This is a genomic window from Cryobacterium sp. SO1 (assembly GCF_004210215.2).
Lineage (GTDB): Bacteria > Actinomycetota > Actinomycetes > Actinomycetales > Microbacteriaceae > Cryobacterium.
This window is the reverse complement of sequence record NZ_CP067394.1, coordinates 354,936-374,769: the sequence shown is the minus strand read 5'-3', so window position 1 is coordinate 374,769 and position 19,834 is coordinate 354,936. Positions and strand designations below refer to the sequence as shown.

Annotated in this window: 19 protein-coding genes, 1 tRNA gene and 1 other RNA gene; 7 read left to right on the top strand and 14 right to left on the bottom strand. The window is 68.3% G+C overall.

Annotation, left to right across the window (positions count from 1 at the left end; all coding sequences use genetic code 11):
• Positions 1 to 10 precede the first annotated feature (10 nt).
• Positions 11 to 107: signal recognition particle sRNA small type (gene ffs / locus BJQ95_RS01835), an RNA gene on the bottom strand.
• 120 nt (positions 108 to 227) lie between these two features.
• Between ffs and BJQ95_RS01830 the strand changes: the two genes are divergently transcribed.
• Positions 228 to 315 (top strand) — tRNA-Ser (locus tag BJQ95_RS01830).
• 1,282 nt (positions 316 to 1,597) lie between these two features.
• On the opposite strand, the gene BJQ95_RS01825 is transcribed toward BJQ95_RS01830, so the two are convergent.
• Genes BJQ95_RS01825 through BJQ95_RS01815 form a run of 3 tightly spaced genes read right to left on the bottom strand, consistent with a single transcriptional unit; the run spans position 1,598 to position 3,904 of the window.
• Positions 1,598 to 1,834, bottom strand: coding sequence for a hypothetical protein (locus BJQ95_RS01825; RefSeq protein WP_256041490.1), 237 nt, complete (start codon positions 1,832 to 1,834; stop codon positions 1,598 to 1,600).
• Entirely contained in the window at positions 1,831 to 2,544 is a 714-nt protein-coding gene (locus BJQ95_RS01820) for a TrkA family potassium uptake protein (RefSeq protein ID WP_240694674.1), read from the bottom strand. The genes BJQ95_RS01825 and BJQ95_RS01820 overlap by 4 nt, the downstream gene beginning before the upstream one ends.
• Positions 2,537 to 3,904 carry a TrkH family potassium uptake protein gene (locus BJQ95_RS01815; RefSeq protein WP_130177122.1) on the bottom strand — a complete coding sequence of 456 codons (1,368 nt, stop codon included), beginning with the start codon at positions 3,902 to 3,904 and terminating at the stop codon, positions 2,537 to 2,539. Before BJQ95_RS01815 ends, BJQ95_RS01820 begins: the two co-directional genes overlap by 8 nt.
• Before the next feature lie 140 nt (positions 3,905 to 4,044).
• On the opposite strand from BJQ95_RS01815, the gene BJQ95_RS01810 reads away from it, so the two are divergent.
• Positions 4,045 to 4,635 (top strand): hypothetical protein, encoded by a 591-nt coding sequence (locus BJQ95_RS01810; protein ID WP_130177121.1) that lies wholly within the window; start codon positions 4,045 to 4,047, stop codon positions 4,633 to 4,635.
• A 15-nt stretch (positions 4,636 to 4,650) separates the two neighbouring features.
• On the opposite strand, the gene BJQ95_RS01805 is transcribed toward BJQ95_RS01810, so the two are convergent.
• Both BJQ95_RS01805 and BJQ95_RS01800 read right to left on the bottom strand, forming a co-directional pair.
• Positions 4,651 to 5,433: a GNAT family N-acetyltransferase gene (locus BJQ95_RS01805; RefSeq protein WP_130177120.1), complete on the bottom strand. Its 783-nt coding sequence runs from the start codon at positions 5,431 to 5,433 to the stop codon at positions 4,651 to 4,653.
• A gap of 186 nt (positions 5,434 to 5,619) precedes the next feature.
• Positions 5,620 to 6,993: an FAD-binding oxidoreductase gene (locus tag BJQ95_RS01800; protein ID WP_130177125.1), complete on the bottom strand. Its 1,374-nt coding sequence runs from the start codon at positions 6,991 to 6,993 to the stop codon at positions 5,620 to 5,622.
• Positions 6,994 to 7,174: 181 nt separating this feature from the next.
• On the opposite strand from BJQ95_RS01800, the gene BJQ95_RS01795 reads away from it, so the two are divergent.
• Positions 7,175 to 7,465, top strand: a complete 291-nt coding sequence (locus tag BJQ95_RS01795) for a hypothetical protein (RefSeq protein ID WP_130177119.1) — start codon at positions 7,175 to 7,177, stop codon at positions 7,463 to 7,465.
• Between the two features lie 113 nt (positions 7,466 to 7,578).
• Here the strand turns inward: BJQ95_RS01795 and BJQ95_RS01790 are convergent, their stop codons facing one another.
• Positions 7,579 to 7,719 carry a hypothetical protein gene (locus tag BJQ95_RS01790; protein WP_165384890.1) on the bottom strand — a complete coding sequence of 47 codons (141 nt, stop codon included), beginning with the start codon at positions 7,717 to 7,719 and terminating at the stop codon, positions 7,579 to 7,581.
• A gap of 321 nt (positions 7,720 to 8,040) precedes the next feature.
• Between BJQ95_RS01790 and BJQ95_RS01785 the strand changes: the two genes are divergently transcribed.
• A complete protein-coding gene (locus BJQ95_RS01785; RefSeq protein WP_130177118.1) occupies positions 8,041 to 8,433 on the top strand; it encodes a hypothetical protein in 393 nt (130 codons plus the stop codon).
• Positions 8,434 to 8,505: 72 nt separating this feature from the next.
• Positions 8,506 to 10,158 carry a DUF222 domain-containing protein gene (locus BJQ95_RS01780; protein ID WP_130177117.1) on the top strand — a complete coding sequence of 551 codons (1,653 nt, stop codon included), beginning with the start codon at positions 8,506 to 8,508 and terminating at the stop codon, positions 10,156 to 10,158.
• A gap of 167 nt (positions 10,159 to 10,325) precedes the next feature.
• Here the strand turns inward: BJQ95_RS01780 and BJQ95_RS01775 are convergent, their stop codons facing one another.
• The 4 genes from BJQ95_RS01775 to BJQ95_RS01760 form a co-directional block, all read right to left on the bottom strand.
• Positions 10,326 to 11,600, bottom strand: coding sequence for a saccharopine dehydrogenase family protein (locus tag BJQ95_RS01775; RefSeq protein WP_130177116.1), 1,275 nt, complete (start codon positions 11,598 to 11,600; stop codon positions 10,326 to 10,328).
• A 140-nt stretch (positions 11,601 to 11,740) separates the two neighbouring features.
• Positions 11,741 to 12,496, bottom strand: a complete 756-nt coding sequence (locus BJQ95_RS01770) for a phosphatase PAP2 family protein (RefSeq protein WP_130177115.1) — start codon at positions 12,494 to 12,496, stop codon at positions 11,741 to 11,743.
• Between the two features lie 91 nt (positions 12,497 to 12,587).
• Positions 12,588 to 13,826 (bottom strand): multidrug effflux MFS transporter, encoded by a 1,239-nt coding sequence (locus tag BJQ95_RS01765; protein WP_370688384.1) that lies wholly within the window; start codon positions 13,824 to 13,826, stop codon positions 12,588 to 12,590.
• Positions 13,827 to 14,097: 271 nt separating this feature from the next.
• Positions 14,098 to 15,285, bottom strand: a complete 1,188-nt coding sequence (locus tag BJQ95_RS01760; RefSeq protein ID WP_130177113.1) for an ROK family transcriptional regulator — start codon at positions 15,283 to 15,285, stop codon at positions 14,098 to 14,100.
• 166 nt (positions 15,286 to 15,451) lie between these two features.
• Here BJQ95_RS01760 and BJQ95_RS01755 point away from each other — a divergent pair, with 166 nt between their 5' ends.
• Positions 15,452 to 16,297, top strand: coding sequence for an NAD(P)-dependent oxidoreductase (locus BJQ95_RS01755; protein WP_130177124.1), 846 nt, complete (start codon positions 15,452 to 15,454; stop codon positions 16,295 to 16,297).
• A gap of 73 nt (positions 16,298 to 16,370) precedes the next feature.
• Here BJQ95_RS01755 and BJQ95_RS01750 read toward each other — a convergent pair whose 3' ends face one another.
• The 3 genes from BJQ95_RS01750 to BJQ95_RS01740 all read right to left on the bottom strand — a co-directional run bounded on the left by BJQ95_RS01750 (position 16,371) and on the right by BJQ95_RS01740 (position 17,818).
• Positions 16,371 to 17,048, bottom strand: coding sequence for a glycoside hydrolase family 1 protein (locus BJQ95_RS01750; protein ID WP_130177112.1), 678 nt, complete (start codon positions 17,046 to 17,048; stop codon positions 16,371 to 16,373).
• Positions 17,048 to 17,311: a LacI family DNA-binding transcriptional regulator gene (locus tag BJQ95_RS19455; RefSeq protein WP_130177111.1), complete on the bottom strand. Its 264-nt coding sequence runs from the start codon at positions 17,309 to 17,311 to the stop codon at positions 17,048 to 17,050. The genes BJQ95_RS01750 and BJQ95_RS19455 overlap by 1 nt, the downstream gene beginning before the upstream one ends.
• A gap of 267 nt (positions 17,312 to 17,578) precedes the next feature.
• Positions 17,579 to 17,818, bottom strand: a complete 240-nt coding sequence (locus tag BJQ95_RS01740) for a hypothetical protein (protein WP_130177110.1) — start codon at positions 17,816 to 17,818, stop codon at positions 17,579 to 17,581.
• 242 nt (positions 17,819 to 18,060) lie between these two features.
• On the opposite strand from BJQ95_RS01740, the gene xylA reads away from it, so the two are divergent.
• The gene (gene xylA / locus BJQ95_RS01735; RefSeq protein WP_256041489.1) at positions 18,061 to 19,251 is read left to right on the top strand and encodes a xylose isomerase; all 1,191 of its coding nucleotides are present in this window, start codon (positions 18,061 to 18,063) and stop codon (positions 19,249 to 19,251) included.
• Positions 19,252 to 19,834: the final 583 nt, after the last annotated feature.

Below are 19,834 nucleotides of genomic sequence, written 5' to 3'. Positions count from 1 at the left end.
CGTCCGGGCAAAGTAAAACTCCTCGCGCACCCACCAGAGCCCAGTTACCCTTGCTACGTTTCCGTCCTGGGGGAGTTGGCTGAGATAGCGCCACGCGAGGAGCCGTGACCAGTTTAGGGCGTGCGAGCCCCGCACCCAAACCCGCCTCAGGCACACCGTGTCACTCGGCACCCCCAGAAGCAGGTAAGATTTTCCCTGGTCGTTGTCTTCACGAATCGATCGGCTCAGGAGAATTCGCCTAGTGGCCTATGGCGCACGCTTGGAAAGCGTGTTGGGTGAAAGCCCTCGGGGGTTCGAATCCCCCATTCTCCGCCAGTTGTAAACGTGTTGGGTGAAAGCACAAAACCCACGCGCGGGGTCCGAATCCCCCACTCTCCGCCAGTTGTAAACGTGTTGGGTGAAAGCACAAAACCCACGCGCGGGGTCCGAATCCCCCACTCTCCGCCAGTTGTAAACGTGTTGGGTGAAAGCACAAAACCCACGCGCGGGGTCCGAATCCCCCACTCTCCGCCAGTTGTAAACGTGTTGGGTGAAAGCACAAAACCCACGCGCGGGGTCCGAATCCCCCACTCTCCGCCAGTTGTAAACGTGTTGGGTGAAAGCACAAAACCCACGCGCGGGGTCCGAATCCCCCACTCTCCGCCAGTTGTAAACGTGTTGGGTGAAAGCACAAAACCCACGCGCGGGGTCCGAATCCCCCACTCTCCGCCAGTTGTAAACGTGTTGGGTGAAAGCACAAAACCCACGCGCGGGGTCCGAATCCCCCACTCTCCGCCAGTTGTAAACGTGTTGGGTGAAAGCACAAAACCCACGCGCGGGGTCCGAATCCCCCACTCTCCGCCAGTTGTAAACGTGTTGGGTGAAAGCACAAAACCCACGCGCGGGGTCCGAATCCCCCACTCTCCGCCAGTTGTAAACGTGTTGGGTGAAAGCACAAAACCCACGCGCGGGGTCCGAATCCCCCACTCTCCGCCAGTTGTAAACGTGTTGGGTGAAAGCACAAAACCCACGCGCGGGGTCCGAATCCCCCACTCTCCGCCAGTTGTAAACGTGTTGGGTGAAAGCACAAAACCCACGCGCGGGGTCCGAATCCCCCACTCTCCGCCAGTGAAACGCCCGCTCTCGAGTGGGCGTTTCCGTTTCAGCTCACTCGCCTGCCCCCGCATCCGCCGCGTGAAGGCGGACTTTTTGGCGACACGACCAGTGGGCGGGCTGCCGACACGGCTGTTGCGAAAAACTGCGCCTTTCGCGCGGGCCGGGGGGTTCGGCAGTAGACGCGGCAGCCTGAGCCGCGTCACCCGCCGCGCTCGCGTCACCGCCGCCTAACTGTTACCCGTGCGGACGAATGGTCCCGGTACGCCGGGTGCAAATGTCCGCACGGGCACCAGTAGTCGCGCCCGGGCCGCAACCGGGCCGCGACAGGGCCGCGACAGGGGTCGCATCCGTTGTGCCCGCCATCGTGCGTACGGGGAGTCCGCACTCCCAACTGTTGCCGAAGCGGACTAATGCGCCCGGTACGCCGGGCGCATTAGTCCGCACGGGGACCAGTTGCGGCGGGCAGGCGTGGCGCGGGCAGGCGCGGGCAGGCGCGGCGCGGCTAGTCGCCGACGTGGCGGCGGGGGCGGGGCGGCGGGGGCGGCGGCACCTCTTTGGCGGCGACGACCTCGGCGAGCGCGAGCGACACCGTGCCGCGCTTGGTTTCCACCGTGCAGTGGGTGGTGTCGCAGGAGCGCAGGTAGCCGAGGGCATCCGTGTAGCCGCCGGCGATGCGGGTGCGCACCACGACCCGGGTGCCCGGCGCGGTGGCGGTGAGGAACTCGACCGGACCCGTCACGGCAGCCGGCTGAACGACTCGACGCGTTCGGTCTGGCCGGCCACCAGGATGATGTCGCCCTCGAGGATCACGGTCTCCATGGTGGCGTAGCTCCAGCCCTGGCCGGCCCGGTGATAGGCGGTGACGGTGACCCCGTGCACCGTGCGCACCTTGGTCAGGTTCAGCGGCTTGTCCAGGATCTCCTGGGGCGGGGCGGTCTTCACCAGGGCGAAGTCCTCGCCGATGTCGATGTAGTCCTGCATCACCCCGCGCACCAAGTGGGCGACGCGTTTGCCCATGTCCTTCTCCGGGGAGATCACGTGCTTGACGCCCAGCTGGCGCAGGATCTCGCCGTGCGGTTCGCTCACCGCCTTGGCCCAGATATTAGGGATCCCCAGTTTGATCAGCAGCGACGCCGTGAGGATGTTGGCCTGGATGTCGCTGCCGATGGCGACTACGACGCTGCTGAACTCCGGCACCGAGAGCTGCCGCAGGGTCTCCTCCTTGGTGGAGTCTGCCCGCACCACGTGGGTGAGCAACCGGTTGTGCGCCTGCACGATCTCCTCGTCGTCGTCGATACCGAGCACCTCGGTGCCGCTCTCCATCAGCTCCAGCGCGAGGGCGCTGCCGAACCGTCCCAGGCCGATGACCACGACGGAGTCCTCCTCGGCCAGGCGGGCGGGCTGCCGCTGGCCGAACAGGGAGAACGATGATGACCGGAATTTAGCCAATGATGGGCCTCTCCTTCGGGAGTTCGTATGCGACGGGGTGCTCGCGCAGGGCGAGGGCGGAGGCGAAGGTGATCGGTCCGAGCCGGCCGATGAACATCAGCAGGATCAGGATGACCTGGCCGGCCTGCGGTAGGTCGGCCGTGATGCCGGTGGACAGCCCGACGGTGCCGAACGCGGACACCGTCTCGAACAGCAGCACATCGAGGGTGAGGTCGGTGAGCACCATCAGACTGGCAGTGGAGACCATGATCACAAAAACGGCCAGGAGCACCACGGACATGGCTTGCCGGTGCACGGCCCTGGACAGTCTCTTGCCGAACACGTTCACCACGCCGTCGCCACGGACCTCGGCGACCAGGATGAAGTAGAGCACGGCGAAGGTGGTGATCTTGATGCCGCCGGCGGTACCGGCCGGCCCGCCGCCGATGAACATCAGCACATCCATGCCGAGCAGGCTCGCGGAGTCCATTGCCCCGATGTCGAGGCTGTTGAAGCCTGCGGTGCGCGTCTGCACTGATTGGAAGAAGCCGACGAGGATCTTCGCCGGCCAGTCCATCGGCCCCAGCGTGGCCGGGTTGGACCACTCGACGGCGGTGATGTACACCGTGCCGGCCACCAGCAGGGTCATGGTGCCGGCCAGGACGATACGGGTGTTCATGCTCCACAGCAGCGGCGACCGCAGGTGCTTGCGCAGCTGCACGATCACCGGGAAGCCGAGCCCGCCCAGGATCACGGCGGCCGCGATCGGCAGGCAGATGAACGGATCCACGGCGTACCCGATCAGGTTGTCGCTGAACAGCGCGAACCCGGCGTTGTTGAATGAGGACACCGAATGGAACACACCGAGCCAGATGGCCTGCCCGACCGGCTCGCCGTAGCCGAACAGGAACCGCAGGCTGAGCAGGACCGCCACGACGCCCTCCACGATGAGCGAGATGGTGACGACACCGAGCACGAGGCCCTTGACGTCCTCCAGGCCCACACTGCGCACTTCGGATGCCGCTGTGACACGGGAGCGCAACGACAACCGGCGCACCACGGCCAGGCCGATCACCGACGCGAAGGTCATCACACCGAACCCGCCGATCTGGATGAGGAGCAGGATGACCACCTGTCCGAACGGGGTCCAGAAGGTGGCTGTGTCGACCACGGTGAGCCCGGTCACGCAGACGGCGGACGTGGCCGTGAAGATCGCCTCGGCGAAGGTGGCCCCGCCTGGGCCGACCTTCGCGATCGGCAGCGAGAGCAGTCCTGCACCGAGCAGGACGGTGACGGCGAACCCTGCGGCCACGGCCTGGGCGGGGTGCAGGCGGAATCGCCGCCGGCCCAGCCCCGGCCTCGTCGTTGCGCGCGAGTTCACTTTGATACTCTAAGGCCGAGCGGCCGGACGCGGGAGTTTCCTCGGCATGTCTTCGGGCGTTATGGCCCCCGAAAGGTGTCTACCGGGGTGCCTGAGCATGGGGCATACTCTGTAGTACACCGGGTGAGGGGGACACAGGGGTGGCAAGAATCACGGGCACTGCTCTGCGTGCGCAGGCGCTGAGACCGCACGGCCATTTGCTGCGTCAGTCGACGCTATCGATTCTGGCGTTCTTCGCGCCCGTTTTCGCTGTTCTCTACTGGCTCACCATCCCCCTCGGGGAGTGGGTTCCGGTGCTTGTCGTCCAGCTGATCGTGATGCTCGCGGCCACCCTGGGGATCGTCGGGTTCCTCCGCACCTGTGTCTGGGTGGACGAAACCGGCATCTCCGAGCGGGGCTTCTTCGGCCAGGTGAACAGCTTCCCGGCCGAACAGGTCGCCAGCGTCGTGGTCCTCGAGCTGTACCAGAGCGGCGCGATCGACACGCATCCGCAGCTCTTCGTGACCGACGCCGACGGTCAGCTGCTGGTGCGGATGCGCGGCCAGTTCTACTCGCGCGGCGCGATGGAGACCGTCGCGGACGAGCTGGGCGCCCCGGTCGTGCGGGTGCCCGACCCGATGACCCTCACCGAGCTGAACCGGCTGCGCCCCGAGCTGCTGTACTGGTTCGAACGCCGGATCACCGGCCGGGTTCAGCACGACCCCGAGGCGAACTCGGGCCTCGGTCACTAACCCGACTGCACCCGGCTACGTAACCCGGTCGGTAGGGTCGGCGGTGAAGGCGTAGTCGTTGCCGGCCGTCAGCTCCGGCCGGAGCCCACGGCCCAGTGCCGCGGAAAAGACCAGCCGGGATTCCTCCCGGCGGCGGGCGGCGGCCACCGGATCGTCTGCCCGCAGCTGCTCGAAGTCCACGTCCAGCGGCCAACGGGCCACATCGGTCCAGGCCGGGGGCGGTTGCCCGGCGAGCGCCCGCAGCACCCGTGCGGACGTCAGGCTCCAGCGCACCTCGAATCTGTCGCTGCGGTCACTGCCCGAGACCACGTCGTCGAGCCGGCCGTAGAAGTCCGGCAGGAACCCGGTCACCTCCGCACCGAGCTTGGCCAGGTTGAAGTGGGCGTTGCGGCGGATCAGCGGATCGAAGGTCCAGCGCATCTCGGTGATGCCCTGCTCGAGGCAGAGTGCCCGCTGGAAGAGCTTGAGGGCGTAGCCGACGCCGCCGCCTCGGTGCCAGGGCACGACGGCCGCCATGTGCGAGTGCAGGTGCACCCCGCCGGTCCAGCCCAGGAAACCGAGCGTCGCGCCGACCGGCTTGCCGTTCTGAGTGGCCAGCAGCACGGTGTTGCCCGCGTAGTCGAGCGCGAGCAGCATCGCGCGGTCGGGGCTGCGCCCCAGGCCCCAGGTGCGTTCGAAGAGCCCGATCACGCCGGCGAGGTCCCGCGGCTCGGCCGCCCGCACGGTCACCGCAGCCGACGCCGCGGCCACGGTTGCCAGCCGGTACGCCTCGGTCACGGTTTGCTCGTCAACGCCCATGCCCCGAGTACACCACACGGCGGGCCTGAGATCGAGAGCGGGCGGTGGATGTGGTGGGCGGAACCCCGCACTCATCGCCGCCGGCCTCGGGCGCGCCGGATAAACAGGAGAAAGTGACTTTACAGGGACGGAATTGCACACCGCGTCCCAATAATCTGCCTATCTCCCGATAAACGTGCGTCGCGTTCAGTGTCCGCGGCCGGAGACCCTGTCGGCGAGGGTGGCCAGGGGCGAGCTGGTGGTGCGGCGGGCGAGTTCGGCCCGGTCGGCGCGGGTATAGGCCTGGTATAGCGCCGTCACGGCCAGCCAGCGCAGTGGTTCCGGCTCCCAGTTGCGCACCCGGTGGTTCACCCAGGGCAGCACGGTGAGCGCACTCTCCCGACCCAGGATCAGGTCGGTGAGGGTGCGGCCGGCCAGGTTCGTGGTGGCCACCCCGGTGCCCACATACCCGCCGGCCCAGGCCAGGCCGCTCCGCGGGTCGAGGCCCACGGTGGCGGCCCAGTCGCGGGGCACGCCCAGCACGCCGCTCCACGCGTGCGCGATCTGGGCATCCACCGCGCCGGGGAAGAACCGGTGCAGGATGCCGCGGAGCGCCTCGACCGTGCCCGCCGGCGTATGCCCGTCGGAGTCGGTTCTCGACCCGAACCGGTACGGCACCCCGCGACCGCCGATGGCGATGCGGTCATCCGCGGTGCGCTGCGCATACATGTAGGCGTGCGCCATGTCGCCCAGGGTGGCCCGGTTCTGCCAGCCGATGCCCGCCCACACGGCCGCGTCCAGCGGTTCGGTCACGATCAGCGACGAGCTCATCGGCAGCCAGGCCCGGTGCAGCCCGGCCAGGCCCGCGGTGAAGCCCTCGGTGGCGCGCACGATGAACTCGGCCGACACGGTGCCGCGGGCGGTGAGCGCGGCGTGCGGGGTGATCTCGGTGACCCTGGTGTCGTCGTAGATCTCCACCCCGAGCGCCAGAACGGCCCGAGTGAGTCCGGCCACGAGTTTGGCAGGTTGGATGCGCGCACAGTGCGGGTGCCACATCGCGCCGGTCGAGCCGGCCACGTTGATCTGCGCGGTGGCGTCGGCGGCACTGAACAGCTCGACATCCGTGTGCGGCCAGGCCTGCTCGGCACGCACCGCGGCCTCGAGCCGGTGCTGCTGCGGCCGGTTGTACGCCACGGTGAACTCGCCGCCCTTGACGATGTCGGCGTCGATGCCCTCGAGCGCGGCCACCCGGATCACCTCGTCGACGGTGTCGTTCAGGGCAGCCTGAAAGGCCGAGGCCGCGTCCCGGCCGTGGCTGCGGAGGTACTGCTCACGGCCGCCGGTGACCGAATTGGTGAGCCAGCCGCCGTTCCGGCCCGAGGCGCCGTAGCCGGCGAAACGCTGCTCCAGAATCACGATGCGCAACTCTGGGGCGGCCTTCTTGAGGTAGTACGCAGCCCAGAGGCCCGTGAAGCCGGCGCCGACGATGCAGACGTCCGCGCGGGTGGGGCCGGGCAGCGGCGGGCGCGGGGCCGGCCAGCCGATCTGGTTCCACCAGAAGGAGACGTCTCCGTTGATCATGCCCGCACCGCTCTCGTCGCCCACCTCGGTACGGCGAGCATAACTCCTGCAGATTCCTGGGCGCTCGGCAGACTGCCGCGGGATTGCGGCATCCGTCGTCATCGGCGCCCAAGAATTGCAGGAGTTATGCAAGGGTCGACGGGCGGGCGTCTCCCCGCCGGCGCAGCCCTCTGCTGGTCGGATGACTGATCCCCACCTGACCAGCCCATCCTTCTCCCCGGCCCCGTCGACGGGGCCTACCGGCCTCGGCACCGGCCGGGTGATCTTCGGCATCATCCTCAGCTTCCTGAGCCTGTTCTCGCTGCCGCGCGGCCTGTCCCTGCTGTTGCTCGCCATGGTGCGGCCGGGGGCGACGACGACGGCGCCGGCGGCATTGGGGATCGCGCTGGTCGGCGCCGTCTTCCTCACGGTAGGAATCCTGCTCATCGTCAGTGGCGTCAAGCGCCGCCGCCGGGCGCGCGCCGCACGCTGACCCGCGCCCTCCCGGCGAGGTCTCGGCGAAATCTCGGCCGATTCGGGCTGGTCCGGCCCATTCGCCCGCGCGTTCAGGTATTCCCGGCGGCACGCGCATTCGTACCGGAGACGCTATTGAAAGAGGAAGAGCAGCGTCGTGGCGCCGACCGTGATGGCGACCAGCGACAGGATCAGCACCCAGGTGAGCCCCTTGAGGCCGCGAATCTTGCCCAGGAAACCGACCGGGCGGCTGTCGTCGTCGTCGTCATCCATGCGCCAACCCTACCCAGGCCGTTCGGGAGCGGGCTGTGCGCGGTTGAAGCCACATCCGACTTGCCGCAAAACGCCTCTTCATCGCCCGCGAAGGGGAAAATTGCCGGATGTCGGTGTGAGCGACTGCGCCGACATACGCCAAATAGCCCCTTGAGCGGCCCGGAAGGGGTGCTTTGGCGCAAGTCGCGGTGACGTGCAGCCCGGCTTAAACCAGCTGTCGCGGCTGTCGCCGAGCGTGCCCTCCCTCGCCGACCACTCGTCGGGCTCGGTGGGCGCCCGGCTTCCCGCGGCGATGACGCCGCGACCATCGACGCCGGCCTGATGCTGCACGACCTCGGCCCCCACGCCCTCGGTGAAGGCCTGGACCTGCTGGAGTCGCCGTCGATCATCGCGGTGATCGCGACTGCCAACACCCCGCTCGGCTTCGTGGCCGCACACGAGCTGCTTAGTGCCGTACGGGAACGTTACGGCCAGGCGCGCCTGGCCCGGGTGACCGTCGTGACGATGGGAACCCGCGGCCGGTTCCGCACCAAACGGCTCACGGAGGCGCTGCACCTCACCTACGGTCGTGGCATCGCCTCGGTCATCCCCTACGACGCGTCACTGGCCGGCGGCGGCCGTATTCCCATTCACCGCCTGGCCAAGCGCACTGTCACCGCATGCGACCTGCTCGGCCGGAGGGTGCTGGCTTCGGCCGCCCACCACCGCCGTTGACCTGCGGGAAAAACTTCTCCACAGCCTCATTTTTGAGCAGACAAACGTTTGATAGTGAGCTATTCTCACTACATGTCCACCATCGCAGACATCTTCACCCCCCGCACCCGGCCCGAGCCGGCGTCCGGGTCGCTGGTGGCCGCTGGCTCGCTGGTCGCTGCGGTCCAAGCTGTGGAACACCTGGGCTCGTGCAGTGCGGACTACGACGCTCTGACGGACCAGGAGTTGCTCGCCGGCCAACAGGACCTGGCGACACTCCGCGGGCTGGTGGAGACCAGGTCGGTATGGATGGCGAAGTCCCTCGCGCACCGGTCCCGTCCGGAGCTCGGCCAACAGGGCCTGGCAGCCCAGCAAGGGTTCTTGTCCCCGACGGACCTGCTGCAGAACCTGACCGGGTCCACCCGGCAAGACGCCCGCAAACTCATCGACGTCGGCACCATGCTCGCCGACACCGAGGCCGCCCAGACCGCCGTCGACAGGGAAGGGGTAGGCACGCCTTTCGATCTGTTCGACGAAGAGAGCGATCCGTCCGGTTCGGAACCGGACTCCCCTCCTGACACTCCAGAGCCTTCCGTGCTGCCCTGGTACGCGCCCATCTCCCGCGCCGTCGCCACCGGCACCCTCTCCGTCGCCGCCGCGCACGCAATCCGCACCGGCCTCGGCGACATCGACACCGTCGTCACCACCGACAAGCTCGCCGACGCCGTCCAGACCCTCCTCGCGGAGGCGAAGACGATGACCGTGGACCGACTCCTCACCCGCTCCCGGCGGATGCGCGACAGCCTTGACGAGGCCGGAATCGCGGTGCGGGAACAGAAGGCCTGGGACGACCGCTACCTCCGGGTGTGGAAAATCGACACCGGCCAGGTTCACATCCACGCCCTCTTCCCGCCGGAGCAAGGCCAATACATCCTCGACGTCTACGACAGCCTCACCGGCCCCCGCCGCGGCGGCGTCCGCTTCGTCGACCCGGACAGGGCCGCCTGGGCCAAAGCCGTACAGGACGACCCGCGCACAACCGACCAGCTCACCGCCGACGGGTTCCTCGAGCTGCTCAAGGCCGGCAGCACCGTCAACCCGAACCGGATGCTCGGCGGCCGCACCCCCGCCGTCCGAATCCTCACCACCGCACCCACGCAGGCACCGGCGAACCAGCCCGTTGCGCAATCACCGGCACCGGCACCCGATCACAGGCCGAATCCGGCCCCGGGTTCGCCACCGACACACCCACCCGACCCAACCGGCGCCCTCGTCGCCATCCCCGACGGCGCCGGCCACGGCTTCATCGAAGGCAACCCGGCCCCGATCTCCCAAGAGTCCATCGACCGGCTCATCTGCACCAGCGGCACCATCGAGCTGGCCTTCGACACCGACGGGCAACCCCTGAACCTCGGCCGCGAAGAACGCCTCTTCAGCCAAGGCCAACGCACCGCCCTGGCCGCCCGCGACGGTGGCTGCAGGTGGGGCGACTGCGACAAACCACCCTCCCGAACCGAAGCGCATCACCTCGATCACTGGGCGCGTGATCAGGGAAACACTGACATCCATCTGGGCATCCTGCTCTGCCCTCCGCACCACCTGCTGCTGCACAATCAGGGCTGGCAGATCTTCGAAAACCACGGCGTCTACTGGCTCAGACCACCGGCATCCGTCGACCCAGAGCAGAAATTGATCCGGCTGCGCAGTAAGAGCGCCGCCGCCCTCGAACAGCACGACCAGCACTGAGCCCGCGCCACGGGGTCGACAAGCTCGACCAACGAGGGTCGCGACACATACGCACGTCGCGGGGTCTACTCCGACAGGCTCAGCACGGCGTCGACAAGCTCGACCAGCGAGAGGGTCGCGACACACACGCACGGCGCGATGTCTCACAGACTGGACCAGCGGAGCGGCTAGGCGGGGGTGCGTTCGTCCAGCCCCCAGGGCTGGCCGTAACCGGCCGGCTCGGGGGCGCTCATCAGGTCGAGGTAGGGCTTCGCGTCGAAGGCCTCGGGGCCGAGCACCCCGGTACCGGCCCACACCCCGGTCGCCAGCAGCTCCAGGGCGATCGCGGGGTTCAGGGCGGTCTGCCAGACCACGCACTGGGCGTCGTACTCCGCCATCGTCCACTCGTTATCGCTCACGTGATAGAGGTACACCTCGCGCGGCGCACCATCCGTGCCCGTGCCGGTCACCCACACGCCGGCGCAGGTTTTACCGGTCATGCGCGGGCCGATGGTGGCCGGGTCGGGCAGGCTCGCGGCCACCACGTCGCGCGGGGCGACCATCGCGGGGCCGTCCGCGGTGCGCACCCGCACCGGGTTCACGCTGTCCAGGCCGAGCAGGTGCAGGGTCTTCAGCACACCGATGAACTCCTCGCCGAGCCCGTACTTGAAGGTGACCCGCTTCGCATCCAGCCAGCGCGGCATCAGCAGCACCTCTTCGTGCTCCACGTTCACGCACTCCACCGGGCCGATGCCCTCGGGAAACTCGAACACCTCGGGCTCGCTGAACGGCGCCGTGGTGAACCAGCCGCGGTCCTTCTCGAAGATCACCGGCGGGTTCAGGCACTCCTCGATCGTGGTCCAGATGCTGAACGACGGCGCGAAGATCTCGTTGCCGGCCTCATCCCGCACGACCAGGTTGGCGCCGTCCCTGGTACCGAGCTCGTCGATCTCGCTGAACAGGTGGTCGGAGGCGTAGCGGGCGAACACGTCGCTGAGCCCCGGCTCCACACCCATGCCCACCAGCGCCAGACGACCGCTGGTCTCCCAGTCGGCGGCCTGCTCGAACTGGTCGTCGCCGAGCTTGATGCCGGTCTCGGTGTGCGGGTCGGTCGGATGCGGCTCGCTCAGGCTCATCGCCATGTCGAGGTAGTCGGCGTCCGCGGCGAGCGCGCCCGCGAAGATGCTCTGCACGAACTTGGGCTCCACGGCGTTCATCACGTGGCTGACCCCGTGCTCGCGCGCCACCCGGGCCACGACCTCCGGGTCGGATGCGTCGATCTGCGCCGCCGTGAACCGCTCAGCGGTCTCGGCGCCGTGCCGGGCCTCGATCGATGCGATCGTGCGCTCCGCCCGGCCCAGGTCGTAATCACTCACCACCACGTGCTCGTAGAAGGACCGACGGGCAATGATCTTCGCAAAGGCGTCACCGACGCCACCGGCACCAACGAGGAGAATTCTCATGATCCGACGCTAGCGCGCACCCGTCGTAAATGTCAGTCTGCGGCCGACATCCGTTCGCTCGGCCCCGCGCCCCGTTCGGCCAGGGACCGGGCGGATCGGTCAGGGCCGCGTCGTCCTCCGGTGCGTTCGTGCGGCATCGGTCACCGGTCGCCCCGGCCGGCCACCCCTGCCGTACGCGCCGCCGCCCGTCGTCTGGCTATGGTGTTCTCGCCGTCGAGTTTGGCCGCGAACGGTGCCCACAGCACGACGACCACGCCCGCACCCAGCAGCAGGCCCCCGATGGTGTCGGTGAGCCAGTGCGCGCCGAGGTAGGTGCGACTCACCATCATCGCCACCGTGTACGCGGCGCCGGCGATCCATACCCAGAGCCACGGGAAGATGATGCCGAGCGCCACCGCCATCGTGGCGGCATTGGCGACGTGACCGGAAGGAAACGAACCGAAGTCGGAGGTGATCAGCATGTCCTCAGGGCGGGCCCGGCCGAACAGGGTCTTCAACACCTGCACCAGACCGGCGCTGACGACGGTGGCGATAACAAAGTAGAGCGCCGCCCACGGCCGGCGCGACACCAGGAGGAGCACGACGATCGCAACCGGGATCACGAACACGCCGACGATGCCGGCGCCGAGGAAGTTCATCACCAGCGCCGGGACCTCCCAGACCGGGGAGCGGTGCTCGAGGATCTCCGCCATCCACTCGGCGTCCGCCTCGATCGGGCGGCCGTTGCCGCGGGTGAGGATCAGGGCGCCGAGCAGGAACGCGAGGAGAATGGCGACAGCGCCGCTGATCAGCGGCCAGCGCCGGGCGATTCGCCGGGCCGGCGCATCCGCCGCCACGTCGGCGAGGCTGGTCTCGAGTGGAGTGGGCTCAGTCTCGGGGTTGCGGGAGGGGTCCATCACCCCATGCTAGATCGACCGGCCCAGGACTTGCCCCGTGACGGGCCGGTGGGGCGAGGGAGTCGGGCGGTGACGAGGGTGTCGCGACCGATCAGTGCGAGAGCGCCGCGACAGATCGCGGCTGCACGATGAACCAGAGGCTGAGAAGCGAAATGATGGCGGCGACGCCCATGACCGAGGCCATCGGCACCGCGGTTCCGACGCCGAGCAGGCCCACGATCGGGGAGATCAGCCCGGCGATGCCGAAGTTGGCCGCGCCGAGCAGGGACGCGGCGGTGCCGGCCTCGCTGCCGTGAGCGTTCAATGCGATGACCTGCACGGTGGGGAAGGTGAACCCGCAGGAAGCGATGAAGAACCACAGCGGGATCAGGGTGCCCCAGAGGCCGGCACCCAACAGGTCGAGGGAGAAGATCGCCGCGGAGGTGAGCACGAGCATCGTGGTGGCACCGATCAGGATGTTCTGCGGCCCCACGTTGTACCGGTGCATCAGGCGGGAGCTGGTCTGGACGCCCACGACGATGCCGAGGGAGTTGACGGCGAAGAGCAGGCCGTAACCCTGGGCGCTGAAGTCGTAGACCTGCTGGAAAAGGAACGGTGAGGAGGAGAGGTACGAGAACAGACCGGTGAAGGTCATCGCGCCGATGATGAGCACACCCACGTAGGTGCGGTCGCTGAGCACGGCGCGGTAGCGCTGGCCGAGGCTCGAGTGGCCGGGCACGGTGCGGCGGCTCTGCGGCAGGGTCTCGACGATCCAGATCGCGACGGCCACCATCACGACGACGCCGTAGCCGGCGAGGACCCAGAAGATGCCGCGCCACGGCATTACGAGCAGGAGTTGGGAGCCGATGACCGGGGCGAGCACCGGCGCCAGGCCGCTGACCAGGGCCAGGCGGGAGAGCATCTTCACCAGCGGCTTGCCGCCGAAGAGGTCCCGCACCATGGCCATCGCCACGACGGCGCCGGCCGCTGCGCCGAAGCCCTGCAGCACCCGGAAGATCCCGAGGGTGACGATGTCGGAGGACAGGGCGGCGCCGACGCAGGCGAGCACGTGGAAGCCTGTGGCGAGCAGCAGCGGCAGCCGGCGGCCGACCTTGTCACTCCACGGGCCCACGATCAGCTGACCGAAGCCGAACCCGATCATGGTGCCGGTGAGGGTGAGCTGGATGGCGGCGGCCGAGACACCGAGTTCGCTCTCGAGGGTGGGGAACGCCGGCAGATACAGGTCGATGGTGAACGGGCCGAGAGCCGTCAGCGCGCCGAGGATGATGATGTAGACCACACGCTGCCCACGGGACAGTGCGTCACCGGGGTGCCGGGCGGTCGAGTGCAGTTGGGCCTCGGTGATGACGGGGATGACGGCAGTAGTCACGTAAAAGTGTCCTCGGTCGAAGTCGTGCTCAGGGGATGTGGGCGATCGCCCTGTTGCAAAAAGCGTGCGCTGGTCGGTTCTATTCCCCGGCCGGGGCATCCCGGCAAAGATTGCGCGGATCCGGCGTTTTCTGCATGTTTCATTTGAGCGACCACCCGGGGACCTGCCTGGCGGTGCTGGACGCCGGGATGCTACGGAGCCGAACTGAACCGATTCTGGATGCTCTGCCCGCTCAGCTGGTGACGGTGCCCGCCCCGGTCGGCAGCCCGGCCGGGTCGTCGAGCAGCCCCTCGAAGGCCAGCTCGGCCGCACCGATCATCAGCAGGTTAGAGCCGAGCTCGGCGGCGCTCAGCCGCACGGTGCCGAACGCGGCGCCCAACGAGTGTGAGGCGACGGCGGAGCGCAGCCGGTCGGCATCCACCGCCAGCAGCGCGGCGAGAAAACCGCCGAGCACCACCAGCTGCGGGTTGAGGATGTTGATCGCCCCGGCCAGCGCCACCGCGAGGTGGTCGATCTGCCGGTCGACCTCGGCGCGCACCGCCGGGGAGGTCGACGCCAGCAGCGCCTGCTCGAGTTCGTCGGCATCCGCCCCGGCCAGGCCGAGCACCTCGAGGAGCTCGCGCCGGGTGACCTCGGCTTCGAGGGTGCCACGGATGCCGGCGGAGTCGACCCGTTCGCTGTCGCTGACCCGGATGTGGCCGAATTCGCCCGCGTAGCCGGCGATGCCACCCGCCGCGGCTCCGCCCACGATCATGCCGCCGCCGATGCCGCTCGCACCGCCGTTGAGGTAGATGAGGTCGGTGATGCCCTTGCCGGCGCCGAAGAACCGCTCGGCCATGGCGCCGAGGCTGGCATCGTTGGCGGCGAGCACCGGGTAGCCGGTGGCGGCTTCAAGCATCTCGGCGAGGGGTGCGTCGATCCAGCCCAGGTGCGGCGCGTGCCGCACGAGGCCGTCGTCGGCGCGCACCAGCCCGGGCACGGCAACGCCGATACCCACCACCTTGAACTTGGCCTCGAGCTCGCCGCGCATGCCGTCGATGACGGCGGCGGCGATGTTCACGGCCTCGAGCACGCTCGGGGACTGGTCGGTGGGGTAGCGCACCCGGCGGTGCACCTGGCCGTCGAGGCCGACGATGCCGATCGTGACGGCGTCGATCTCCGGGTTCACGGCGAGCGCCACGACCTGCTCGCTGACGCTGACGATCGGGCTGGGCCGGCCGACCTGGTTGGTGGAGCTCGGTTCACGCTCAAGGACCAGCCCGCGGTCGACCAGTTCGGCGACGAGGGCGGCGATGGTGGACCGGTTCAGCCCGGTGACCCTGGTGAGTTGGGAACGCGACGCCGCACCGCTGCGGTGCACGAGTCGCAACACGACCGACAGGTTGTGTCGGCGCACATCGTCATGGCTGCTGCCCTGCACGGTTCCTCCGTCTGGCTGACGCCCGTTCGCTGAGCGCGAGTCACTCTGGACCCCAGAATACCCGGCAACCGTCCCACCCGTCCGTGATACGTTGCATCACGCTACAAATCGAGTCGAAGCCGGGCGCAGGCACGCCCAGAGAAGGATATCCATGGAATTCCCCAGCATGAGAATCGCCCTCACCGGCGGCAGCGGCAAGCTCGGCAAGACCGTGCTCGGCCGGCTCCGTGCCGAGGGCCATCAGGTGATCAACTTCGACCTGGCCGGTAGCCGGGAATCGGGTTTTGTGCGCATCGACCTCACCGATTACGGCCAGGTTGCGGATGCCTTCGCCGGGGTCAACGATCAGGTTGACGGCTTCGACGCCGTGGTGCACCTGGGCGCGATCCCCGCCCCGGGCCTGGTGCCCGACGTCGCCACCTTCCACAACAACATGCTCTCCAGCTACAACGTGTTCCAGGCCGCCCGCCGCAACGGGATCAAGCGCGTCGTTTACGCATCCAGCGAGACCGTGCTCGGCTTGCCGTTCGACACCGACCCGCCCTACATCCCGGTCGATGAGGAGTACCCGGCGCGGCCCGAGAGCACCTACTCGCTGGTGAAGCACCTCGAGGAGCAGATGGCGATCGAGCTGGTGCGCTGGGACCCGACGCTGTCGATCACGGCGTTGCGATTCTCCAACGTGATGGACCCGGAGGACTACGACAGGTTCGAGAGCTTCCAGGCGGATGCGACGTTGCGCAAGTGGAACCTCTGGGGCTACATCGATGGCCGCGACGGCGCCCAGGCGGTGCTCAAGGCATTGCAGAGCGCCCCGCCGGGCTTCGAGCGCTTCATCATCGCCGCCGCCGACACCGTGATGCGCCGCCCCAGCGCCGACCTCGCCGCCGAGGTCTTCCCCGACGTGCAGCTCACCCGCGAGGTCACCGGAACCGAGACGTTGCTCGGCATCGACAAGGCCCGCCGCCTCCTCGGATACTCCCCCGAGCACTCCTGGCAAGACCCCCGCTGACCCCCTTGCGAACCGTGAGTTAAGCCCCACAAACCCGGGGTTTTCGGTGCTTAAGTCACAGTTCGCGGGAGGGTTAGGGGAGGATGCGGGTGGCTACCAGGGCCGCGTACCAGTGCGCGCTGTCCTTGGGGGTGCGCACGAAAGTGTCATAGTCCACGTGGATGATGCCGAACCGTTTGGAACAGCCGTAGCCCCACTCGAAGTTGTCCATCAGCGACCACACCTGGTAGCCGCGGAGGTCGACCCCGCGGGCCATGGCCCGGTGCGCGGCGGTGAAGTGCCGGCGCAGGTAGTCGGTGCGCTCCACGTCGAGCACGCGGGGGCCGGCATCCGTCTGCACCACGGTGTCGGCGAACGCCGCACCGTTCTCGGTGACCATCAGCGGCTGCTCCGGGAATTCCTCGTGCAGGGCCACGAGGAGTTCCTCGAGACCGGCCGGTTCGATGTTCCAGCCCATCTCGGTGTACGGGCCGGGCTGGGCGAGGAACTCGACCCGGTCGGCGCCGGGCCAGGGTGAGGCTCCGACGTCCTTGTGGCCGTCGGCGTTCTGCCTGGGCGCCGTGCCGTCCCACAACCGCACCAGCGAGGTGGAGTAGTAGTTGACGCCGAGCACGTCCAGCGGCTGGTGGATGATCTCGGTGTCGCCGGGCAGGATGAACGCCCAGTCGGTGACGTCCCTGGTGTCTTCGAAGACGTCCGCCGGGTAGGCGCCGGTGAGCAGCCGGCCGACCTGCGTTGTGGTGCTGGTCATCAAAGAAGTGCCTTTCGGTCGGCAGCGACAACGGTAGTGCCACCGGCGAGCCGGGCGCGGAACGGCGCCGCCGAATCGCTGGTGACAACAGTGCTGTCGCCGTCGGTCGTGACCGTGATTGTGATGTAGCTGCCGTTGAGCATCCGCGCCCCGGCATTGGCTCGGTAGTCGAGTTCGAGAACGGCCTCGTCGATGCGCTGCTTGGTGGATGCCGCAATCGAGCGCTTGCCACTGAGCGCGTAGGACACCGTGCTGATGGACACCGGCGGCGCGTGCCGCGTCGTGGATGTTGGCTATCAGAACTCCATCGCCTGTCGGAACTACCGCACCGGGAGCGGTTTCGCGGCCGGGCCGCAGCCGCTTGCTCAACGTTTCGACTGACTCGCTAGGGAGCCTAGGACACACTTCCTCAGTTACGCCAGCTATTCGTTGTCATTGCCGACAAATTCCAGATCAGCGAGTTGTCCATTTGTGGACGAGTTGCTCCGCCGTGCTGGGGCAACTCGTCCGGAACGGGGCAGGTCGTGGGATCAGCGGCGGGCAGCGCGACCGCGCACGACGCCGGCCGGGTCCTCGAGCAGGCCGGCGAAGGCCAGCTCGGCAGCGCCCGCCATCATCGGGTGCGCCCCCAGGCCGGCACTCTCGATGGCCACGGCGTGGCTGATGCTGCTCAGCGAGCGCACGATCATCGCCGCGGTGAGCCTCTCCCGGCCGACCGAGAGCAGCGAACCCAGGCACTTGGCGTAGCAGCGCACGCCCTTACTGACCACCAGGGTCTTACCGCGCTCCCCGCGGCGGGAAGCCCGCGTTCACGTGGCATCTGTGAGAACAGATCGCATGGTTCGACGCGGTTTTTACCCCCTTGGGCCTGGATCAGTCCCCCGTGGCGGAATGTATCGTGGCCGGGCGTTGTGCAACGACGTAGGTAACGAACTGTACGAACCGGCTTGGCACGTGTAATATGTTGGTAATTGCAACAAATCGCCAATGAAGCTGAATCGGAGCACCGAACATGTCCCTCACCCCCACCCCCGCCGACAAGTTCTCGTTCGGCCTGTGGACCATCGGTTACAACGGGGCTGACCCGTTCGGCGGACCGACCCGCCCCCAGCTCGACACCGTTGAAGCCGTCACCCGCCTGGCCGAGCTCGGTGCCTACGGCCTCACCTTCCACGACGACGACCTCTTTGCCTTCGGCTCCACGGATGCCGCCCGCCAGAAGGAGATCGACCGTCTCAAGCAGGTCCTCGCCGACACCGGCGTCATCGTGCCGATGATCACCACCAACCTCTTCAGCGCGCCCGTGTTCAAAGACGGCGGCTTCACCTCGAACGACCGCGCCGTGCGCCGGTTCGCCCTGCGCAAGGTCATGCGCAACCTCGACCTCGCCGCGGAGCTCGGCGCCAAGACCTTCGTGATGTGGGGCGGCCGCGAGGGCGCCGAGTACGACGCTGCCAAGGACATCCGTTCGGCCCTCGACCGCTACCGCGAGGCCGTGAACCTGCTCGGCGACTACGTCACCGACAGGGGTTACGACATCCGCTTCGCCATCGAGCCCAAGCCCAACGAACCCCGCGGTGACATCCTGCTGCCCACTGTCGGCCACGCCATGGCGTTCATCACCACCCTCGAGCGCCCGGAACTGGTGGGCGTGAACCCCGAGGTCGGCCACGAGCAGATGGCCGGGCTGAACTTCACCGCCGGCATCGCTCAGGCGCTCTACCAGGGCAAGCTATTCCACATCGACCTCAACGGTCAGCGCGGCATCAAATACGACCAGGACCTGGTCTTCGGCCACGGCGACCTGCAGAACGCGTTCTCGCTGGTGGACCTGCTCGAAAACGGCGGCCCGAACGGCGGCCCCTCCTACGACGGCCCGCGTCACTTCGACTACAAGCCCAGCCGCACCGAGGACATCACCGGCGTCTGGGACTCCGCGGCCGCGAACATGCGCACCTACCTGCTGCTCAAGGAGCGCGCCGCGGCCTTCCGCGCCGACCCGGAGGTGCAGGAGCAGCTGGCCGCGTCCGGCGTGCCCGAACTGTCGGTGCCGACCCTGGCCGCCGGCGAGAGCTACGACGACTTCCTCGCCGACACCAGCGCCTACGAGGACTTCGCCCCCGAGGAGTACTTCGGCGGAAAGGGCTTCGGCTTCGTTCGTCTGCAGCAGCTGGCGCTCGAGCACCTGCTCGGCGCCCGGTAGTCGCGCAGGCGCGTGAGCGCGTAAGCGCGTAAGCCCGTAAGCGCAGCCGCGGGAGCGCGCCGCCGCGCAACGGGCCCCGCGGGAGCGCAGAGCCGCGCCGCCGTGGGAGCGCAGAGCGTCCCCACGGGCGCTATACCGCGGTGGGTGATGCCGAGGAAGCTCTCCCCGCGCAACGAGCCCCGGCCAGATCCTCGTGGCCGGGCCTTTTGCGTGCCGGCAGAGCGCGCGCGGAGGTATGCGGGTGCGGCGCCGCCAGGCGGGTGGCGCGCCACCGGCATAGCGGCGCCTGGCCCGCCCGCCGGGCCATGCGGGCCATACGAAGCTCGGCGGGACACGCGCCGACAAGCGAGGGGCAGGCGCCATCCGGACCAGAGCCCACACGAGCGCGCGCGGACGTACGTGTAGGTACGCGGGTGGCGCGCCGCCACGCGGGTGGCGCGCCACAGGCACAGCGGCGCCTGGCCCGCCCGCCGGGCCATGAGGGCTACACGCCGTCGTGCGGGTACGCCGGTTTGTTTTCGGTTTTGGCTTCTGGGCCGCCCTTGACCTTTTTCGGCCAGCAGGCCGTCGAGCTGGCCCTCTC